This window comes from Sulfitobacter sediminis, from assembly GCF_040811725.1.
Classification (GTDB): Bacteria; Pseudomonadota; Alphaproteobacteria; order Rhodobacterales; family Rhodobacteraceae; genus Sulfitobacter; species Sulfitobacter sediminis.
The window spans coordinates 225,598-242,103 of the sequence record NZ_JBFNXX010000005.1 but is presented as its reverse complement, the minus strand read 5'-3'; the positions used below and the strand labels follow the sequence as shown (position 1 = coordinate 242,103).

Annotated in this window: 15 protein-coding genes; 11 read left to right on the top strand and 4 right to left on the bottom strand. The window is 63.2% G+C overall.

The window, feature by feature from the left end; translation table 11 throughout:
• Position 1: 1 nt before the first annotated feature.
• The 3 genes from AB2B41_RS09090 to AB2B41_RS09080 all read right to left on the bottom strand — a co-directional run bounded on the left by AB2B41_RS09090 (position 2) and on the right by AB2B41_RS09080 (position 4,998).
• Positions 2 to 2,875, bottom strand: a complete 2,874-nt coding sequence (locus AB2B41_RS09090) for a monovalent cation/H+ antiporter subunit A (protein WP_367877459.1) — start codon at positions 2,873 to 2,875, stop codon at positions 2 to 4.
• A 166-nt stretch (positions 2,876 to 3,041) separates the two neighbouring features.
• Positions 3,042 to 3,638: a hypothetical protein gene (locus tag AB2B41_RS09085; protein ID WP_367877458.1), complete on the bottom strand. Its 597-nt coding sequence runs from the start codon at positions 3,636 to 3,638 to the stop codon at positions 3,042 to 3,044.
• Between the two features lie 256 nt (positions 3,639 to 3,894).
• Complete coding sequence (locus AB2B41_RS09080) at positions 3,895 to 4,998, bottom strand: Do family serine endopeptidase (RefSeq protein ID WP_367877457.1); 1,104 nt, start codon at positions 4,996 to 4,998, stop codon at positions 3,895 to 3,897.
• A gap of 154 nt (positions 4,999 to 5,152) precedes the next feature.
• On the opposite strand from AB2B41_RS09080, the gene AB2B41_RS09075 reads away from it, so the two are divergent.
• From AB2B41_RS09075 to AB2B41_RS09065, 3 genes are all read left to right on the top strand, one after another.
• On the top strand, positions 5,153 to 5,824 hold the full coding sequence (locus tag AB2B41_RS09075; RefSeq protein ID WP_367877527.1) for a winged helix-turn-helix domain-containing protein: 672 nt from the start codon (positions 5,153 to 5,155) through the stop codon (positions 5,822 to 5,824).
• On the top strand, positions 5,824 to 7,170 hold the full coding sequence (locus tag AB2B41_RS09070) for a sensor histidine kinase (protein ID WP_367877456.1): 1,347 nt from the start codon (positions 5,824 to 5,826) through the stop codon (positions 7,168 to 7,170). Before AB2B41_RS09075 ends, AB2B41_RS09070 begins: the two co-directional genes overlap by 1 nt.
• 84 nt (positions 7,171 to 7,254) lie before the next feature.
• Entirely contained in the window at positions 7,255 to 8,220 is a 966-nt protein-coding gene (locus tag AB2B41_RS09065; protein WP_367877455.1) for an NADPH:quinone oxidoreductase family protein, read from the top strand.
• 6 nt (positions 8,221 to 8,226) lie between these two features.
• Here AB2B41_RS09065 and AB2B41_RS09060 read toward each other — a convergent pair whose 3' ends face one another.
• Positions 8,227 to 9,204: a DMT family transporter gene (locus AB2B41_RS09060; RefSeq protein ID WP_367877454.1), complete on the bottom strand. Its 978-nt coding sequence runs from the start codon at positions 9,202 to 9,204 to the stop codon at positions 8,227 to 8,229.
• 108 nt (positions 9,205 to 9,312) lie between these two features.
• Between AB2B41_RS09060 and AB2B41_RS09055 the strand changes: the two genes are divergently transcribed.
• From AB2B41_RS09055 to uvrC, 8 genes are all read left to right on the top strand, one after another.
• On the top strand, positions 9,313 to 9,828 hold the full coding sequence (locus tag AB2B41_RS09055) for an SRPBCC family protein (RefSeq protein ID WP_367877453.1): 516 nt from the start codon (positions 9,313 to 9,315) through the stop codon (positions 9,826 to 9,828).
• Between the two features lie 60 nt (positions 9,829 to 9,888).
• On the top strand, positions 9,889 to 10,833 hold the full coding sequence (locus tag AB2B41_RS09050) for an ABC transporter ATP-binding protein (RefSeq protein WP_367877452.1): 945 nt from the start codon (positions 9,889 to 9,891) through the stop codon (positions 10,831 to 10,833).
• Positions 10,830 to 11,591, top strand: coding sequence for an ABC transporter permease (locus AB2B41_RS09045; protein WP_367877451.1), 762 nt, complete (start codon positions 10,830 to 10,832; stop codon positions 11,589 to 11,591). Before AB2B41_RS09050 ends, AB2B41_RS09045 begins: the two co-directional genes overlap by 4 nt.
• A 50-nt stretch (positions 11,592 to 11,641) precedes the next feature.
• Positions 11,642 to 12,439 (top strand): S49 family peptidase, encoded by a 798-nt coding sequence (locus AB2B41_RS09040; RefSeq protein WP_367877450.1) that lies wholly within the window; start codon positions 11,642 to 11,644, stop codon positions 12,437 to 12,439.
• 39 nt (positions 12,440 to 12,478) lie between these two features.
• Positions 12,479 to 12,607 (top strand): hypothetical protein, encoded by a 129-nt coding sequence (locus AB2B41_RS09035; RefSeq protein ID WP_367877449.1) that lies wholly within the window; start codon positions 12,479 to 12,481, stop codon positions 12,605 to 12,607.
• A 2-nt stretch (positions 12,608 to 12,609) separates the two neighbouring features.
• Positions 12,610 to 13,551 carry a calcium/sodium antiporter gene (locus AB2B41_RS09030; protein ID WP_367877526.1) on the top strand — a complete coding sequence of 314 codons (942 nt, stop codon included), beginning with the start codon at positions 12,610 to 12,612 and terminating at the stop codon, positions 13,549 to 13,551.
• A gap of 10 nt (positions 13,552 to 13,561) precedes the next feature.
• Complete coding sequence (locus tag AB2B41_RS09025; protein ID WP_367877448.1) at positions 13,562 to 14,341, top strand: SDR family oxidoreductase; 780 nt, start codon at positions 13,562 to 13,564, stop codon at positions 14,339 to 14,341.
• Positions 14,342 to 14,629: 288 nt separating this feature from the next.
• A complete protein-coding gene (uvrC, locus tag AB2B41_RS09020; RefSeq protein WP_367877447.1) occupies positions 14,630 to 16,495 on the top strand; it encodes an excinuclease ABC subunit UvrC in 1,866 nt (621 codons plus the stop codon).
• Positions 16,496 to 16,506 lie beyond the last annotated feature (11 nt).

Genomic DNA, 16,506 nt, shown 5'->3' with positions numbered 1-16,506 from the left:
CTTATGCGCCCTCCGCTTTGGGGTTTGTCGGATCGGCGGGGTCGCGTGAAGGGTCGATGTCCATCGGGTGTTCGCTGTCTTTCACATGGGCGCGGCGGGCAAGGCGCGAGAAGCTTTCGAGCGAGAGCATCACGGCACCGACGACGGCAAGGAAGACGCCAAGGTCGAAAAGGGCCGCCGTAGCCAGTTCGAATTTCTCGAAGGGCGGGATGCGGACGTAGGTGAAATCCGAGGTCAGGAAGGGCTTGCCTACGAACCACGAACCGATTCCGGTGAGGCCTGCCACCAGCACGCCCGCGCCGATGATCCCGTGATAGGGGTAGCGCAGTCTTGCCGAGGTCCAGGCGAAACCGCTGGCCATGTACTGCATCACCACGGCGATGGAGACGATGAGGCCCGCGATGAAGCCGCCGCCGGGTTCGTTGTGGCCGCGCAGGAAGATGTAGAAGCCCACCAGCAGCACCACGGGCATGATGACACGTGTCAGGACCACCATCATCATCGGGTGCATGTCGCCCGCGCGGGGCTGGTCGGGCTTGCGGTTCAGAAGGCGCGCGCGCACCGGGCCATTCAGCAACGTCTCGGTCAGCGCGTAGATCAGGAGGGCGGCGATACCCAGCACGATGATTTCGCCGAAGGTATCGAAGCCGCGGAAGTCCACGAGGATCACGTTGACGACGTTGGTGCCGCCGCCGCCCTTGTAGGAATTGGCAAGGTGGAATTCCGAGATCGGCGTCGTGGCGGCCTCGCGCAGGAGGAAGTAGTAGGACATCGCGAAAGTGGCCGCACCTGCGGCGAGGGCGACCGCTACGTCGCGGAAGCGGCGGAGCACCGTGCTTTCCACCGGTGTGCGGTTGGGCAGGAAGTTGAGCGCCAGCAGCAGCAGGATGATCGTCACAACCTCGACGGTGATCTGGGTCATGGCAAGGTCGGGTGCGCTGAAATAGACAAAGCCGATGGAGACCATGAGGCCGACGATGCCGATCAGGATCAGCGACAGCAGGCGGTTGCGGTGCAGGAAGACGAGGCCGCCGGTCGCGGCGACAAGCATGACCCAGGCCGCGATCTCGACCGCACCGGCAGGTTGCGGCGCGCGGGTCGCGGCACCGAGGGTACCGCTGGTCCAGGCGTGGTACCCCGCTGCAACAATCGTCACGCCCGCGATGGCCGCGTAGCGCGAGAAGGAGCCGTTGTGCAGGCCATGGCTGAAGCCACGGGCAAGGGCAACTGCGCCTGCGATGATGGCCTCGAAGATGGTCTTTGCCTCGGGCCGCGGCGCGGCCTCCCATGCCTTGAGGAGCGGATTGAAGATCGCCAGCACGATCAGGCCGCCGACAACCGCCGCGATGGACATGTAGAGGGCGGGGACGAGGCCGTGCCAGATCTTGATGTACTTCACCTCGAGTTTCGCGGTGCCGCCAATAACTGCGTCCGCCACGAGGAACACGAAGTTCTGCACCAGGAACGGGGCACAGCCGATCACCACGACCAGCACCACCAGCAGCGCGGGCGGGCCCCACATGCCGAAGCCCGGATCGTGCGGCTTGTGCGGGTAGTCGTTGCGCACCGGGCCCAGGAAGGTGTGGCTGATGAAGCGGAAGCAGTAGGCGGCAGAGAAGAGCGAGCCGATCACCGCGAAGGTGGGCACCAGCCAGGGCATGCCGAAGAGCACGGTGTGATTGGCCTCTTCCAGCATCATCTCCTTGGAGAGAAAGCCGTTGAGGAAAGGGATGCCGGCCATCGAGAGGGCCGCCAGCGTGGCGATCACGAAGGTGAAGGGCATGAGTGTGCGCAGCCCGCCGAGGCGGCGGATGTCGCGGGTGTGCGCTTCGTGATCGACGATGCCCGCCGACATGAAGAGGGCGGCCTTGAAGGTGGCGTGGTTCATGATGTGGAAGACCGCCGCCATGGCACCGAAGGCGGTGCCGGTGCCCAGAAGCATGGTGATCAGGCCAAGATGGCTGACGGTGGAGAAGGCCAAGAGCGCTTTTAGGTCATGCTTGAAGAGCGCGATCACCGCGCCCAGCACCATTGTGACAAGACCGGCGGTGGTGACGATGGCGAACCATTCGGGCGTGCCCGAAAGAACGGGCCAGAGGCGGGCCATCAGGAAGATGCCAGCCTTCACCATTGTGGCGGAGTGCAGGTAGGCCGAGACCGGCGTGGGCGCGGCCATGGCGTGGGGCAGCCAGAAATGGAAGGGGAATTGCGCCGACTTGGTAAAGCAGCCGAGCAGGATCAGCAGGAGCGCGGGCAGGTAAAGCGGGCTTTCCTGGATGAGTTCACGGTTCTGGAGGATGACGCTGAGGTCGTAACTGCCCACGATATTCCCGAGGATCAGCATGCCACCGATCAGGGCAAGTCCGCCCATGCCGGTCACGGCAAGCGCCATACGCGCGCCTTGTCGGCCTTCGGGCAGGTGCTTCCAATAGCCGATCAAGAGGAAGGACGACAGCGACGTCAGCTCCCAGAAAATCAGCAAAAGCAGGATGTTGTCCGACAGGACGATCCCCACCATCGCGCCCTGGAACAAGAGCAGGTAGGTGAAAAACTCGCCCATGTTGTCGTCGCGCGACAGGTAGAAGCGGCCGTAGGTGATGATCAGCAGGCCGATGCCGAGGATCAGCAGCGCAAAGAAGAAACCCAGACCGTCGAGCATCAGGTTCACATTCAGCCCCAGCGACGGCATCCAGTCGATACCCGTGGTCACCACCTCGCCCGCGAGGACGGCGGGCAGGTTGGTCAGCAGGCCGATGAAGGCGGCGAGCGTGACGGTGAATGTAACCCCGGCGCAGGCCTGTCTGCCCGCATTGTTCATGATGCCGGGCAGCAAAGCACCCAGGAAAGGCAAGGCAACGACAAGGAAGAGGGACACGCGAACTCCTGATCTCGGCCTGAAAGGTTCGGGCATATCTGTGACATTTGGCCGGGTTTCTCAAGGGAAACCGACAAAAATTGTCACGAATAACGCCCGGCCGAGCGCAAAAGGCCGACGGCAAAGCCGTTTTCCTGCGTCATGCTCCTGCGTGAAAAGAGTGCCTTCAGTCCGGTTTGTTCTCGGCTGAGACCAGACACAGCGCGGTGAAAAGAAGAGCAAAAAGAATCGAGGTTTGCAGCGAGGCCCCCGCAAGAAAGCCGAGCCCAAGCATCTTGATCGCGCCCGTCACGTTGAGCATCGCGACCACGGGCGCACCGGATACGCCGAAGATACCGATGCTCTCTACCGCGACAAGGGAACCGGCCAGCAGGCGGTTCAAGGCGAAGACGGCAAGGACGAACCCGAACTCGGTCACCGGTGCCATTCGCTCGGCTTCCTGCAGGTCCGCAAAGAAAAGGCTGGTCGGCGCAGCCCAGCCGACCCACTGGCCGAATGCCGTTATGCAGATCAGCGCCAGCACGGTACCGCAAAGCGCATGAGCCAGCCTGCGCGCACCCGAGACGGCGGCAAGCAGGCCAAGGCCGGTGGCAAAGAACCCCAGGGCTGTTGCCGGGACCATCGGGGTTTGTGTCGATGCGTGCCGGATCAGGCCGTCGATTCCGATCCCCCAGCCGATGAGCAGCGCCAGAAAGGCGTAGAGTACCGTTCCTGCGGCAAGCAGAATAGCAAACGGCGATATTGATCGGTGGTCTTTAAACATCCGGTCAATTCCTCGGGCCAGGAGAGTGTTGTTTTGGGAAGTACTGGATTTTGTCTACAACATCTCCAGCGAGAAAGCCAGCCTCCAAGCTCGCTTTTTCGAGGTTTCTCGACCTTGTGCTGAAGGGAGGAAAGAATTCTTGCGGCCTGTCGGTGGCTGTAAGGCGTGACCGGAGGCCATAAAAAAGCCCCGCGTGGCGCGCACGCGGGGCAGGTACCTCGGACCTTCAGAGGGGGCTTGGCCCGGGCGGGTTACGTCAGGCTTCTTTTGGCTTCAACGTACCCACGGTCACGTCGAGCGTGACTTCTTTGCCTTTGCGAAGCACCGTGACCTCGGTCGTCTCCTCGGGCGTGGTCGTCGCCACGGCCCGGGTCAGGTCGCGCAGTTCGTTCACTTCGGTGCCGCCGAAGGACAGGATGATGTCACCCTTCCTGAGCCCGGCCTTGTCGGCGGGGCTGTCCTCGGCCACGGCCTCGATCACCGCCCCTTTCGGCGCGTCATACCCCAGCACGGAGGCAACCTCGTCCGTCATCGGGCGAATGTTCACGCCAAGCCAGCCGCGTGCCAGTTCCCCGTCGTCCGCAAGGTCGGCCACGATGGTCTGCACAAGGTCGGCAGGCACGGCGAAACCGATACCGACCGAGCCGCCGCCCGGAGAGATGATCGCGGTGTTCACGCCGATGACTTCGCCCGCGTTGTTGAAGAGCGGGCCGCCCGAGTTGCCCCGGTTGATCGCGGCGTCGGTCTGAATGAAATCGTCGAATGGGCCGGAGCGGATGTCGCGCGACAGGGCCGATACGATCCCGGAGGTCACCGTGCCGCCAAGGCCAAAGGGATTGCCCACCGCGACCACCTCGTCGCCGACGCGCAGGTTGGCTGAGATGCCGAAAGATACGGTCGGGAACGCGGCGTCCGCCTCGATCTTGAGTAGGGCGATGTCGGTCAGCGGATCGCTGCCCACGACTTCCGCGTCGAAGCTGCGGCCATCGGCAAGCTTGACCGTGACAGTCTCGGCGCCTGCGACAACGTGATGGTTGGTGACGATCTGACCATCCGCGGAGATGATGAAGCCCGAGCCAAGCCCCTGTGCAGGTGCGCCCCGTTCGGGCGTGCGGTTGCCGAAGAATTCGCGCAGCTGCGGCGGGATGTTTTCGGGCATGTCAGCGGAGGCCATCCGCGCCTTGCCGGTCACTTCGATGAAGACGACGGCCGGTGAGACCTCTTCGACAAGATCGGCGTAGCCGCCCGGCGGCACGGCGAACGCGGCAGAGGGCGCGAGGGTCAGCGCGGAGGCAGAAAGCATCGCCGCTGTCAGCGCGGCGATTGCCGTACGGGAGGTTAGGGGAAGAAGTGAACGCATGAGAAGTGCCTCTTTTGGATTACCGTGATGGGACGGATATGCTGCCGCTGCCTTACACGCGCGTGTGGCACCCTATACAAATTTGTAACGAAGGCTCCTGCCGGGGCGGATGTCGCTATATAACGGCACGACGGTGCGGGAACGACGGAACGCCATGAAGCTGTTGATCATCGAAGACGACGCCACGACAGGGGCCTACATCGCGCGCGGATTGCGCGAGGAAGGGCATGTCGTCGATCTGGTCGGGGACGGCAAGGACGGGCTGATCGCGGCAACGTCGAACAGCTATGACGTCGTGATCCTTGACCGGATGCTGCCCGGTGTGGACGGGCTGACCGTGCTCAAGACGATGCGGGGCGCGGGTAACAAGACCCCGGTGCTGTTGCTCACCGCGCTTGGCGAGGTCGGCGACCGGATCGAGGGGTTGCACGCGGGGGCTGACGACTACCTGGCCAAGCCCTTTGTCTTTGGCGAGCTGTCCGCGCGTGTCGCGGCCCTGGCGCGGCGACCGCAGGCGCTGGAGGCCGAGGTGGTGTTGCGGGCCGGCGATCTGGAGATGAACCTGATCTCGCGCAAGGTCACGCGCGGCGGTGTCGAGATCGACCTGTTGCCGCGCGAATTCGCCCTTTTGGAGCATCTCTTGCGCCGCAAGGGCCGGGTGCAGACACGTACGATGCTGCTGGAAAACGTCTGGGACATCGGGTTCGACCCCGGCACCAACGTGGTCGAGACCCACATCAGCCGGCTGCGCGCCAAGGTCGACAAGCCCTTTGACCGTGACCTGATCGAAACCGTGCGCGGCGCGGGCTACCGGATCGCCGGGTGATGGGGCGGCTGCAACAGCTTTGGCGGTCGATGCCGATCCGGTTGGCGATCTTGCTGGTTCTGCTTTTCGCCGCGGTGTCGCTGCTGAGCCTTGCGGCCAGCTACGCTGTCACGCAGTCGTCATTCGAGGAATCGATCCGCGCCGATCTGCGGCAGGATCTTGCGGGGTTCCGGGCGGCACCCAACGCGCGGGCGGTGGCGCTGCTGGTCGAGGCGGAATCGCGCGAGGCCGATCCGAACCGGCTGATCATCAGCTATGTCGCACCCTCGGGCCGCATCTACGGCAACGGGGCGATTGCCCGGGACGACGCAGGGTTTCACATCTTCTCGCTAGACCCGGAGCGGACGCAATTCCGCGGGGAGTACATCTCGCTCACTGACAAGCTGCACGGCGGGTTGATCACCATTGCGCGGAGCCGGGCCGAGATCGTGGCGCTGCGGGGTATCTTTGTGAACATTTTGCTGATCAGCCTGTTGCCAACGGTGCTGATTGCGCTGTCGGGTGGCCTGATCCTTGCCCGGCGGTCGAAGCGGCATGTGGAGGTCGTGAGCCGCGCGCTGGACCGGATGACCAGCGGTGATTTGGGCGCGCGGGTGACGATCGGGCCGCGCTGGTCTGATGATCTGGTGCAGATTGGTGGCAAGCTGAACCAGATGGCGGGGGCGCAGGAGGCGCAGATGAAGGCGCTCAAGGGAGTGTCTTCGGACATCGCGCATGACCTCAAGACGCCGTTGCAGCGGGTGGCCGTTTTCCTCGAAGAGCTCGAGCGCGAAATCGGTGAGCGGGGTGCGGCGGCGGCGCTTTTGGGCAAGACAAAGCACGAAGTGGAGGGCATGAACCGGGTCTTCCAATCGCTGCTCCAGCTTGCGCAGGTGGAGGCGGGATCGCCCCGGTCGCGTTTCGAGCCCGTCGATCTGGCCGAAGTTGCGCGCACCGTGGTCGAGGTTTTCGAACCTGCGGCGGCCGAAAGCGGCCATGGGCTGAACCTCGTTGCTGATCTGGAGAAAGCCTTTGTACAGGGGGACCGGGCGCTGCTTGGCCAGCTTCTGTCGAACCTGATCGAGAATGCGCTGCGGCATACGCCGAAGGGCTGCGGTGTCGAGGTGAAGCTCATCGCTGAGAACGGTCAGCTGAAGCTGATCGTCGCGGATAACGGGCCCGGTGTTCCGGCGGAAGAAAGGGGCAAAGTAGTGCAGCGGCTGTATCGGCTGGACCGGAGCAGGCATACGCCGGGGCATGGACTGGGGCTGAGCCTCGTGGAGGCGGTAGCGGGGCTGCACGGGGCCTCGGTCGTATTGGAAGACAATGCCCCCGGATTGCGCGCTGTCGTGACGTTCCCGGACTGATGGACAGGTTTTCTGGGAGCGACGGCTTGTCATCGTCGGCCACATCGGGGCATCTGGCGCAGAACCGAGACGGAGGATCGCCCGATGCGCGCCATGCAAGTCACCGCCTATGACACCCCGCTTGAGATGCGTGAGGTGGAATTGCCGATCCCCGGCCCCGGCGAGGTGTTGGTCAGGGTCGAAACCTGCGGGATGAACTTCGGCGATACGCTGATGATCAAGGGGACCTATCAGGAAAAGCCACCCTTGCCCTTTACCGTGGGCATGGAACTGGCGGGTATGGTCGAGGGGCTGGGCGAAGGCGTGACGGGGCTAACCAAGGGCCAGCGCGTCGCGGCCTATGCGGGTGTGGGCGGACTGGCGGAATATGCGGCGATCCCGGCGGATATCTGCGTGCCGATCCCCGACGAGATGAGCGCGATCGACGCGGCGGCTTTCCTGATTGCCTATGGTACCAGCCATGTGGCGCTTGATTACAAGGCGCGGATGCAACCGGGTGAGCGGTTGCTGGTGCTGGGGGCCTCGGGCGGTGTGGGGCTGACGGCGGTGGAACTGGGCAAGGTCATGGGGGCGGAGGTCATTGCCTGTGCGCGCGGCAAGGACAAGCTGGAGATCTGTCGTGTGGCCGGGGCGGACCACCTGATCGATTCAGAGACCGACGACATTCGCGAGATCGTCAAGGCGCTGGGCGGGGCTGACGTGGTCTATGACCCGGTAGGCGGCGATCAGTTCAAGGCGGCGCTGCGCGCCTGCAACCCGGAGGCGCGGCTGCTGCCGCTGGGGTTCGCCAGTGGCGAGGTGCCGCAGATCCCGGCGAACATCCTGTTGGTCAAGAACCTCACCGTGATGGGACTTTACTGGGGAGCCTATGCCAAGCTTGATCCGAAGGTGCTGACCGACAGTTTCCGGGTGCTCTTTGACTGGTACGTCGAGGGGAAATTGAAGCCGCATGTAAGCAACGTGTTGCCCTTGGCGCAGGCGAACGATGCGCTGGACCTTCTGCGCACGCGCCAGGCGACGGGCAAAGTGGTGGTCGAGGTGCAGAAGTAAGCGGCTCTACCGCCGCAGGCCGTAGCCTTTCCTGACCGCCCGCGCCTTCTGCTGTTCGCGCAGGAAGACGAAGAGTCCGGCCGCGAGGATCAGCGCGATGCCGAGCCAGACTTCCCACGCGGGCAGTTCGCCGAAGATTACGACGCCCCAGAAGACCGCCATGGGCAAAAGTACATACTCGAAGGGCGCCACCGTGGCGGCATCGCCCAACCGGTAGGCCTGGCTGAGGCAATAGCCGATCACGGCTGAATTCAGGCCGAGGGCGATGAACACCCATTCGTCGCCCGGCGCGGGCCAGACCCAGGCGCGCAGCAGGAAGGTAAGCGACGTGCTCGTGTCAGGACCGACAAAGCGTCCGTCGCCTGCCACGGCGAAAAAGCCCAGGGAAACCACGACGAACATCGCCTGGATATAGACCGACAGAACCGATGCCTTGGCCGTGAGACCCAGCCTGCGGGTGACGATCTGATTCAGGGCGTAGGTCACGGCGGCCACGACGGGCAGCAGCAAGACCAGCCGCGAGACCTCGAGCGTCTCGGAGGACGCCCACGGCCGCTGCATGATCACCACCCCGACAAACCCCACGGCCACCGCCCCGAGGCGCATCGGCCCAACCTTTTCGCCAAGAAGCGGGATCGAGAGGAGCGTGATAAAGAGCGGGGCCACGAAGAAAAGCGCCGTCGCCTCGGCCAAAGGCAGGGCGGCGAGGGCCACGAAGAAGGTCATGTTCGACACCACGATAAGCACGCCGCGCAGCAGATGCAGGCCAGGCTGGCGGGTCTTGAGCATGTGAAAGCCGCCTTCGAAATGCACCAGCACGAGGCTGAGCCCGATGCCGATGGCCGACCGCGCAAAGACGATCTGGTGGAGCGCGTAGCCGCCCGAGAGCTGCTTGATCAGCATGTCGTTGAGCGAAATCGCCAGCATCGCCACCATGATCGACAGGATGGCGAGCCCGGCGCGGTTCTGGGCGTCCTGGGTCATCGTTCTGACCTATCAGCTATGCCGCCCCTGTCGAGGGCAATTGCGACAGCCCCTTGGCGCGGCGGTGCAAGCTGCTATCTTGCCGCCACGTAATCAAGGAGCCTTCCCATGCAAATGTCCGATACCCGAACGATCTCTGTCCCTCCGGCGGAGGTCTATGCGGCATTGCTGAACCCCGAGATGCTGCAGAAATGCGTGCCGGGGGCGCAAGAGGTCACGGGGTCTGTCGAAAACGGTTTCGAGGCGACGGTGGTGCAGAAGGTCGGGCCGGTGAAGGCGACCTTCAAGGGCGAGGTTACGATCTCGGACATGGTCGAGAACCGCTCGCTCAAGATCGACGGGTCGGGCAAGGGCGGTGCGGCGGGCTTTGCCAAGGGCGGGGCGGAAGTGACGCTGACCGAGAAGGACGGCGGAACGGAACTGTCCTATGACGTGGAGGCCAAGGTGGGCGGGAAGCTGGCGCAATTGGGCAGCCGGATCATCGACGGCTTTGCCAAGAAGATGGCGGACCAGTTCTTTGAAAACCTGCAGACGGCGCTGGAAGGCCCCGCGGAACCCGAGGCTGCGGAGGCGGAGGGTGAGAAACCTGCCAAGAAGGGCTGGTTCAAACGCTCGAAAGACTGATAGGGCCCTGTCATATCTCCTTACGTGCCCTAGGTACGCGGCGAAACAAGGGCGAGACCAATGGGAAATATCGTAGAAATCAGGGACCTCAGGAAGTCATACAAAGACGGCTTTGAGGCGCTGAAAGGCGTGACCCTCGACATTCGCGAGGGCGAGATCCTCGCTCTGCTGGGTCCGAACGGGGCGGGCAAGACGACACTGATTTCGACGGTTTGCGGAATCACGACGGCGACGTCAGGATCGGTTACGGTGGGCGGTCACGACATCGGGCGAGACTACCGCGCGGCACGGTCGATGATCGGGCTGGTGCCTCAGGAGATCAATCTGGAACCCTTCGAGCGGGTGCGCAATACCGTCAAGTTTTCGCGCGGTCTTTTCGGCAAGAGCCGCGATGATGCAGCCATCGAGAAAGTGCTCAAGCAGCTGTCGCTTTGGGACAAGCGGGACAACCAGATACGCGAGTTGTCGGGCGGGATGAAGCGCCGGGTACTGATCGCCAAGGCGCTGAGCCATGACCCAAGGGTGCTGTTTCTTGACGAGCCAACCGCCGGGGTGGATGTGGAACTGCGCAAGGACATGTGGGAGGTCGTTGCCGGCCTGAAGGCGGCGGGCGTGACGATCATCCTGACCACCCATTACATCGAAGAGGCCGAGGCGATTGCCGACCGGGTGGGCGTGATCGCAAAGGGCGAGTTGATGCTGGTGGAGGACAAGGACAAGCTGATGGCCCGGATGGGCCAGAAGGAGCTCCAGGTGCAACTGACCGAGCGGATCGACGCAATCCCGGAAAGCCTGCGGTCCGACCGGCTGCGGCTGTCCGAGGACGGCGCGGCGCTGATCTATGCCTACGACACAAGGGCGGATCGGACGGGGATCACCAAACTTTTGAGCGACGTTGCCGATGCTGGTCTCGTGCTCAGGGACGTCGTCACACGGCAGTCGAGCCTTGAGGAGATTTTCGTCAACCTGGTCAAGAACGGCGACGGCAAGGAGGACGCAGCATGAACTGGACCGCGATCCGCGCCATCTATGTGTTCGAGATGTTCCGGTTTTTCCGGACCATCGCGCAGAGCTTTCTTGCACCCGTCATTTCGACCTCGCTTTATTTTGTCGTCTTCGGCGCTGCCATCGGCAGCCGTATCGACGAGGTGGAAGGCGTGAGTTACGGCGCCTTCATCGTGCCGGGTCTGATCATGCTGACGGTGATCACGCAGTCGATCTCGAACGCGTCCTTCGGCATCTATTTCCCGAAGTTCATCGGCACTTTCTTCGAGCTGCTCTCGGCCCCGATCAGCTTTATCGAGATCGTGATCGGCTACGTGGGTGCGGCAGCGACCAAGGCGTTGATCATCGGGTTGATCATCCTCGTGACGGCCTTTTTCTTCGTCGATTTCACCATTGCGCATCCGCTTGCGATGCTGGCCTTCCTGCTGCTCACGACGATAAGCTTTGCGCTCTTCGGTTTCATCCTCGGTATCTGGGCGGGGAGTTTCGAGCAGTTGCAGATCGTGCCGCTGCTGATCGTCACGCCGTTGGTCTTTCTGGGCGGGTCGTTCTACTCGATTTCCATGCTGCCGCCGGTCTGGCAGACGATCTCGCTGTTCAACCCGGTGGTCTACCTGATCTCGGGGTTCCGCTGGGCGTTCTATGACAGCGCGGATGTGCCAATCCTCACCAGCCTGCTGGCGATCTGCCTCTTCACCGGCATCTGTCTGACGGTGATCTGGTGGATATTCCGGACAGGCTGGCGCATCCGGGAATAAAGGGTGAGCGCGCCTTGTTTGCCGGGCGGGTCCACTCTACATGGGGTCTCATGAAAAACTGGCTGCCTTTCCTGAAATCCGATCCGACCGTCGCCGTGATCCGCCTTGCGGGCATGATCGGTGGTGCGGGACGCGCGACGCTGAATGATACGAGCCTCGGATCGGTCATTGAAAAGGCCTTCACCCGTGGCAAGCCCGATGCGGTGGCGCTCGAGATCAACTCGCCCGGCGGCAGCCCGGTGCAATCCTCCCTGGTCGCGGCGCGCATCCGGCGGCTGGCGGAGGAAAAGGACATCCCCGTGATCGCCTTTGTCGAGGACGTGGCTGCGTCGGGCGGATACTGGTTGGCGGTGGCGGCGGACGAGATCTACGCCGACCGCTCTTCGGTGATCGGGTCCATTGGTGTGATCTCGGCCAGTTTCGGCCTCGACAGGTTCATCGAGACCTACGGGATCGAGCGCCGCGTGCATACGGCAGGCAAGTCCAAGAGCATGCTGGACCCCTTCCGCCCCGAAGACCCCGAGGATGTCGCGCGGCTGAATACGCTGCTGGAGGATGTCCATGCCAATTTCAAGGACCACATCTCGACGCGGCGTGCGGGCAAACTGCCTCAGGATCGCGACCTTTTTACCGGCGAGGTCTGGCTGGCCCCCCGCGCGCATGAGCTGGGCCTGATCGACGGGATCGGCCACCTGCGCCCGATGATGAAAGAGCGTTTCGGCAAGAAGGTGCGTTTCCGTGAGTACAACGCCAAGCGCGGCCTGCTGGCGCGTTTTGGCACGCAACTGGTGCAGGACGCGGTGCAGGGTATCGAGGAACGCGCGGCCTACGCGCGCTTTGGTCTGTAGTCCATGATTGCCAAGATCGTCCTTCTTTTCCTCGTGTTCATGGGTTTGCTTGCGTGGTTCGGCAAGATGCACTGGCTTGGCTCGAAGCGTCTGAAGCAGACGAAATGTGCGGCCTGCGGACGCTACCGTATCGGCAAGGGTCCCTGCGCCTGCGGAGGTGAGGGCTGATGCTGATGCCGTGGCTGATGTCGCTGCTGGGTCTGGTGATCCTGCTGCTGGCCGGTGACGCGCTGGTAAAAGGGGCGGTGAACCTGTCGTTGCGCTTGGGTGTTCCTGCGCTGATCGTGAGCCTGACGATTGTGGCCTTCGGCACCTCGGCACCGGAGCTTCTGATCTCGATCCAGGCAGTGCTGGACGATGCGCCGGGGATCGCGCTGGGCAACGTCGTGGGTTCGAACACCGCGAATATCCTTCTGGTGCTGGGGATACCGGCGCTTCTGGCGACGATGCACACGTCGGAGTGCGAGACCCGAAAGACCTACAATTTTATGATCGCGGCCTCGCTGTTGTTTATTGCCTTGGCGTTTCGTGGCGTGTTCGACTGGCTGGCTGGCCTCGTGCTGTTGGGCGGGCTGGCCTATGTGCTGTTCGACGCTTTCCGCGACGCTCATGCGCATCGGAAGGCCGAGGCGGACGAGGAAGAGCCCGAGGGCGCGGATCCCAACATGCCCGGCTGGCAGATCGCGGTTTTCCTCCTTCTTGGCCTGATCGGCCTGCCACTCGGCGCCACGCTGCTGGTCGAGAACGCGACGATCATCGCGCAGACCTACGGGGTGAGCGACACGGTGATCGGCCTGACGCTGGTCGCCGTCGGCACCTCGCTGCCCGAGCTTGCGACCACGGTCATGGCGGCTTTGCGCCGCCAGGCGGATGTGGCACTGGGCAATGTGATCGGGTCGAACATGTTCAACCTGCTGGCGATCATCGGCATCGCCAGCCTTGTGGGTCCCATCGGGGTGGACCCCGCCTTCCTGACCTTCGATCTTTGGGTCATGCTGGGCGCATCATTGCTGCTGATCCCCTTTGTGTTCCTCAAGATGGACATCACGCGGCTCTGGGGGATCGCGCTGAGCGCCCTATATGCTGTCTATATCTTCTTGGTGCTGATTTAGGAGAGACGCCATGCGGCGGGCACTTGTGACGGGCGCGGGCCACAGGCTTGGCGCGGCGATGGCAGTCTATCTGGCCGGGCGGGGCTATGACGTGGCGGTGCACTACGCCTCGTCCGCCAAGGGTGCCGAGGCGACGGCGGCTGAGGTGCGCGAGAAGGGCTGCCGCGCGGTGACATTGCAGGCCGACCTGCTCGACGACGCTGCGACGACCGGGCTGTTCGCGGCGGCGGCAGAGGCGCTGGGCGGGCCGATCACCTGCCTGATTAACAATGCCTCGATCTTTGAATACGACACGATCCGCAGCGCCACCCGCGAAAGCTGGGACCGTCACATGGGGAGCAACCTGCGTGCGCCCTTTTTGTTGACCCAAGCGATGGCGGCGCAGGATCTGCCGCATTTGCAGGACGATCGGGGGGAGCCTATGGCGCAGGGGCTGATCGTCAACATGATCGACCAGCGGGTGCGCAAGCTGACGCCGGAGTTCATGACCTACACGCTGGCCAAGATGGGGCTCTGGGCCCTGACCCAGACCAGCGCGCAGGCGCTGGCCCCGGCGATCCGGGTCAATGCCATCGGCCCGGGACCGACCCTGCAGGGGAGCCGCCAGACCGAGACGCATTTCGCGCAGCAGCGGGCGGCCACGGTGCTAAAGCGGGGGGCCAACCCCGCGGACATCAAAGCGGCGCTTGGCTATTTCCTGGATGCGCCCGGGGTGACGGGGCAGCTTCTGTGTGTGGATGGCGGGCAGCACCTGGGATGGCAGACACCGGACGTTCTGGGTGTTGAATAGGGTGCGGCCCGTTCATAGTTCTGCACTGCAGGCGGGAGCCGTCACATTCCTGTCACAAAAGGCTATTCATTTCATGCACTTATGCGAATGTGAAAAAAATTATCAATGAAATCAAGCGCCTAGAGAACTGCCTAAATTTTGAGCAGATTTGGGAAGCTAGCCGAAAACAAAGAGAATTTCGGACGTGCCCGACCTTGTCCCAAGAGTTATCCACAGCATTCGTGGACATGTTAACACTTGAGGCCGAAGGCGGCATATTGCAGCGCAACGAGAGAATCACAGGCAGGCATGAGCGATAAGGCGCAGAAAGAGCTATCGAGTCACGAGGTGATCCAGAGTTATCTCAAGACGATAGACACCTCGCCGGGCGTCTACCGTATGCTCGATGCCGAAAGCCGCGTGCTTTATGTGGGCAAGGCACGAAACCTGCGTGCGCGGGTTAGCAATTACGCGCGGCCGGCGGGGCATTCCCCACGCATCGCGCGGATGATCGATCTGACCGCCTCGATGATGTTTCTGACCACCAAGACGGAAACCGAGGCGCTGCTCCTCGAGCAGAACCTGATCAAGCAGCTCAAGCCCAAGTTCAACGTGCTGCTGCGCGACGACAAGTCGTTTCCGAACATCCTCGTGACCGCCGATCACGATTATCCGCAGATCAAGAAGCATCGCGGGGCGAAAAAGGAGAAGGGGGCATACTATGGACCCTTCGCCAGCGCGGGGGCGGTGAACCGGACGCTGAACCAGCTGCAGCGGGTGTTTCTGCTGCGCGATTGTTCGAATTCGATGTTCGAGAGCCGCACGCGGCCCTGCCTGCAGTACCAGATCAAGCGTTGCTCGGCTCCCTGCGTGGGCAAGATCAGCCCAGAGGAGTACCGTGAAAGCGTGAAGGATGCCGAGCGCTTTCTGTGCGGCAAGACGACGGACATTCAGGGGCGGTTGGCCAAGCAGATGACAGAGGCGTCGGAGGCGATGGAGTTCGAACGGGCCGCAGCGCTGCGAGACCGGATCAAGGCGCTTACGCAGGTGCAGACGGCGCAGGGGATCAACCCCAAGGGCGTGGCCGAGGCAGATATCATCGCGCTGCACATGGACAGCGGGCAGGCCTGCGTGCAGGTGTTCTTTATCCGCGCCAACCAGAACTGGGGGAACCGGGATTATTATCCGCGCGTCGGGGCTGATGTGGATGCGGCCGAGGTGCTGGAGGCCTTCATCGGCCAGTTCTACGACACGCGCGAGCCGCCCCGGCAGCTGATCCTGTCGAACGAGATCGAGAACCCCGACCTGATGGCCGAGGCGCTGTCGGGCAAGCTGGGCCGCAAGGTCGAACTACTGGTGCCGCAGCGGGGCGAGAAGGCGGAGCTGGTCGACGGGGCGCTGCGCAATGCGCGCGAGAGCCTCGCGCGGAAGATGGCCGAGACGGCGACGCAGGCGAAGCTCTTGCGCGGGCTGGCGGAGGCTTTCGATCTGGCGGAGGTGCCGGAGCGGATCGAGGTGTACGACAACAGCCATATCCAGGGAACGAACGCCGTGGGGGCGATGATCGTCGCGGGGCCCGACGGGCTGATGAAGAACCAGTATCGCAAGTTCAACATCAAGGGTGAGGAACTGACGCCCGGCGATGACTTCGGGATGATGAAGGAAGTGCTGACCCGGCGGTTCAAGCGGCTGATCAAGGAGGACCCGGACCGCAGCGAAGGACATTGGCCGGATCTGTTGCTGATCGACGGCGGCGCGGGGCAGGTGAGTGCGGTGGCCGAGATCATGCGGGAATACGGGGTCGAGGACATCCCGATGGTGGGCGTCGCCAAGGGGATCGACCGGGACGCGGGCAAGGAGGAATTTCACCGCGTGGGCAAGATGCCCATGGCGCTGCGGCACAACGATCCGGTGCTTTACTTCGTGCAGCGCCTGCGGGACGAGGCGCACCGGTTTGCGATCGGGACGCACCGCGCCAAGCGCGCCAAGGCGGTCGGCGCCACGCCGCTGGACGATGTGCCGGGCGTGGGCGCGGCACGCAAGCGGGCGCTTCTGGCACATTTCGGGTCGGCCAAGGCGGTGAGCCGCGCGAACCTGAGCGATCTCAAGGCGGTCGAGGGCGTGTCGGATGCGCTGGCCGAGACGATCTATGCGTTCTTTCATGAGCGGGGTTGATTCAAAGGAGC

Excerpts from the sequence above, each read along its gene's own strand:
- AB2B41_RS09060 (WP_367877454.1), bottom strand. The coding sequence starts at position 9,204 with ATGACCCAGGACGCCCAGAACCGCGCCGGGCTCGCCATCCTGTCGATC.
- AB2B41_RS09050 (WP_367877452.1), top strand. The coding sequence starts at position 9,889 with ATGGGAAATATCGTAGAAATCAGGGACCTCAGGAAGTCATACAAAGAC.
- uvrC (WP_367877447.1), top strand. The coding sequence starts at position 14,630 with ATGAGCGATAAGGCGCAGAAAGAGCTATCGAGTCACGAGGTGATCCAG.
- AB2B41_RS09070 (WP_367877456.1), top strand. The coding sequence starts at position 5,824 with ATGGGGCGGCTGCAACAGCTTTGGCGGTCGATGCCGATCCGGTTGGCG.
- AB2B41_RS09025 (WP_367877448.1), top strand. The coding sequence starts at position 13,562 with ATGCGGCGGGCACTTGTGACGGGCGCGGGCCACAGGCTTGGCGCGGCG.
- AB2B41_RS09085 (WP_367877458.1), bottom strand. The coding sequence starts at position 3,638 with ATGTTTAAAGACCACCGATCAATATCGCCGTTTGCTATTCTGCTTGCC.
- AB2B41_RS09045 (WP_367877451.1), top strand. The coding sequence starts at position 10,830 with ATGAACTGGACCGCGATCCGCGCCATCTATGTGTTCGAGATGTTCCGG.
- AB2B41_RS09065 (WP_367877455.1), top strand. The coding sequence starts at position 7,255 with ATGCGCGCCATGCAAGTCACCGCCTATGACACCCCGCTTGAGATGCGT.
- AB2B41_RS09035 (WP_367877449.1), top strand. The coding sequence starts at position 12,479 with ATGGGTTTGCTTGCGTGGTTCGGCAAGATGCACTGGCTTGGCTCGAAG.
- AB2B41_RS09055 (WP_367877453.1), top strand. The coding sequence starts at position 9,313 with ATGCAAATGTCCGATACCCGAACGATCTCTGTCCCTCCGGCGGAGGTC.
- AB2B41_RS09075 (WP_367877527.1), top strand. The coding sequence starts at position 5,153 with ATGAAGCTGTTGATCATCGAAGACGACGCCACGACAGGGGCCTACATC.
- AB2B41_RS09080 (WP_367877457.1), bottom strand. The coding sequence starts at position 4,998 with ATGCGTTCACTTCTTCCCCTAACCTCCCGTACGGCAATCGCCGCGCTG.
- AB2B41_RS09040 (WP_367877450.1), top strand. The coding sequence starts at position 11,642 with ATGAAAAACTGGCTGCCTTTCCTGAAATCCGATCCGACCGTCGCCGTG.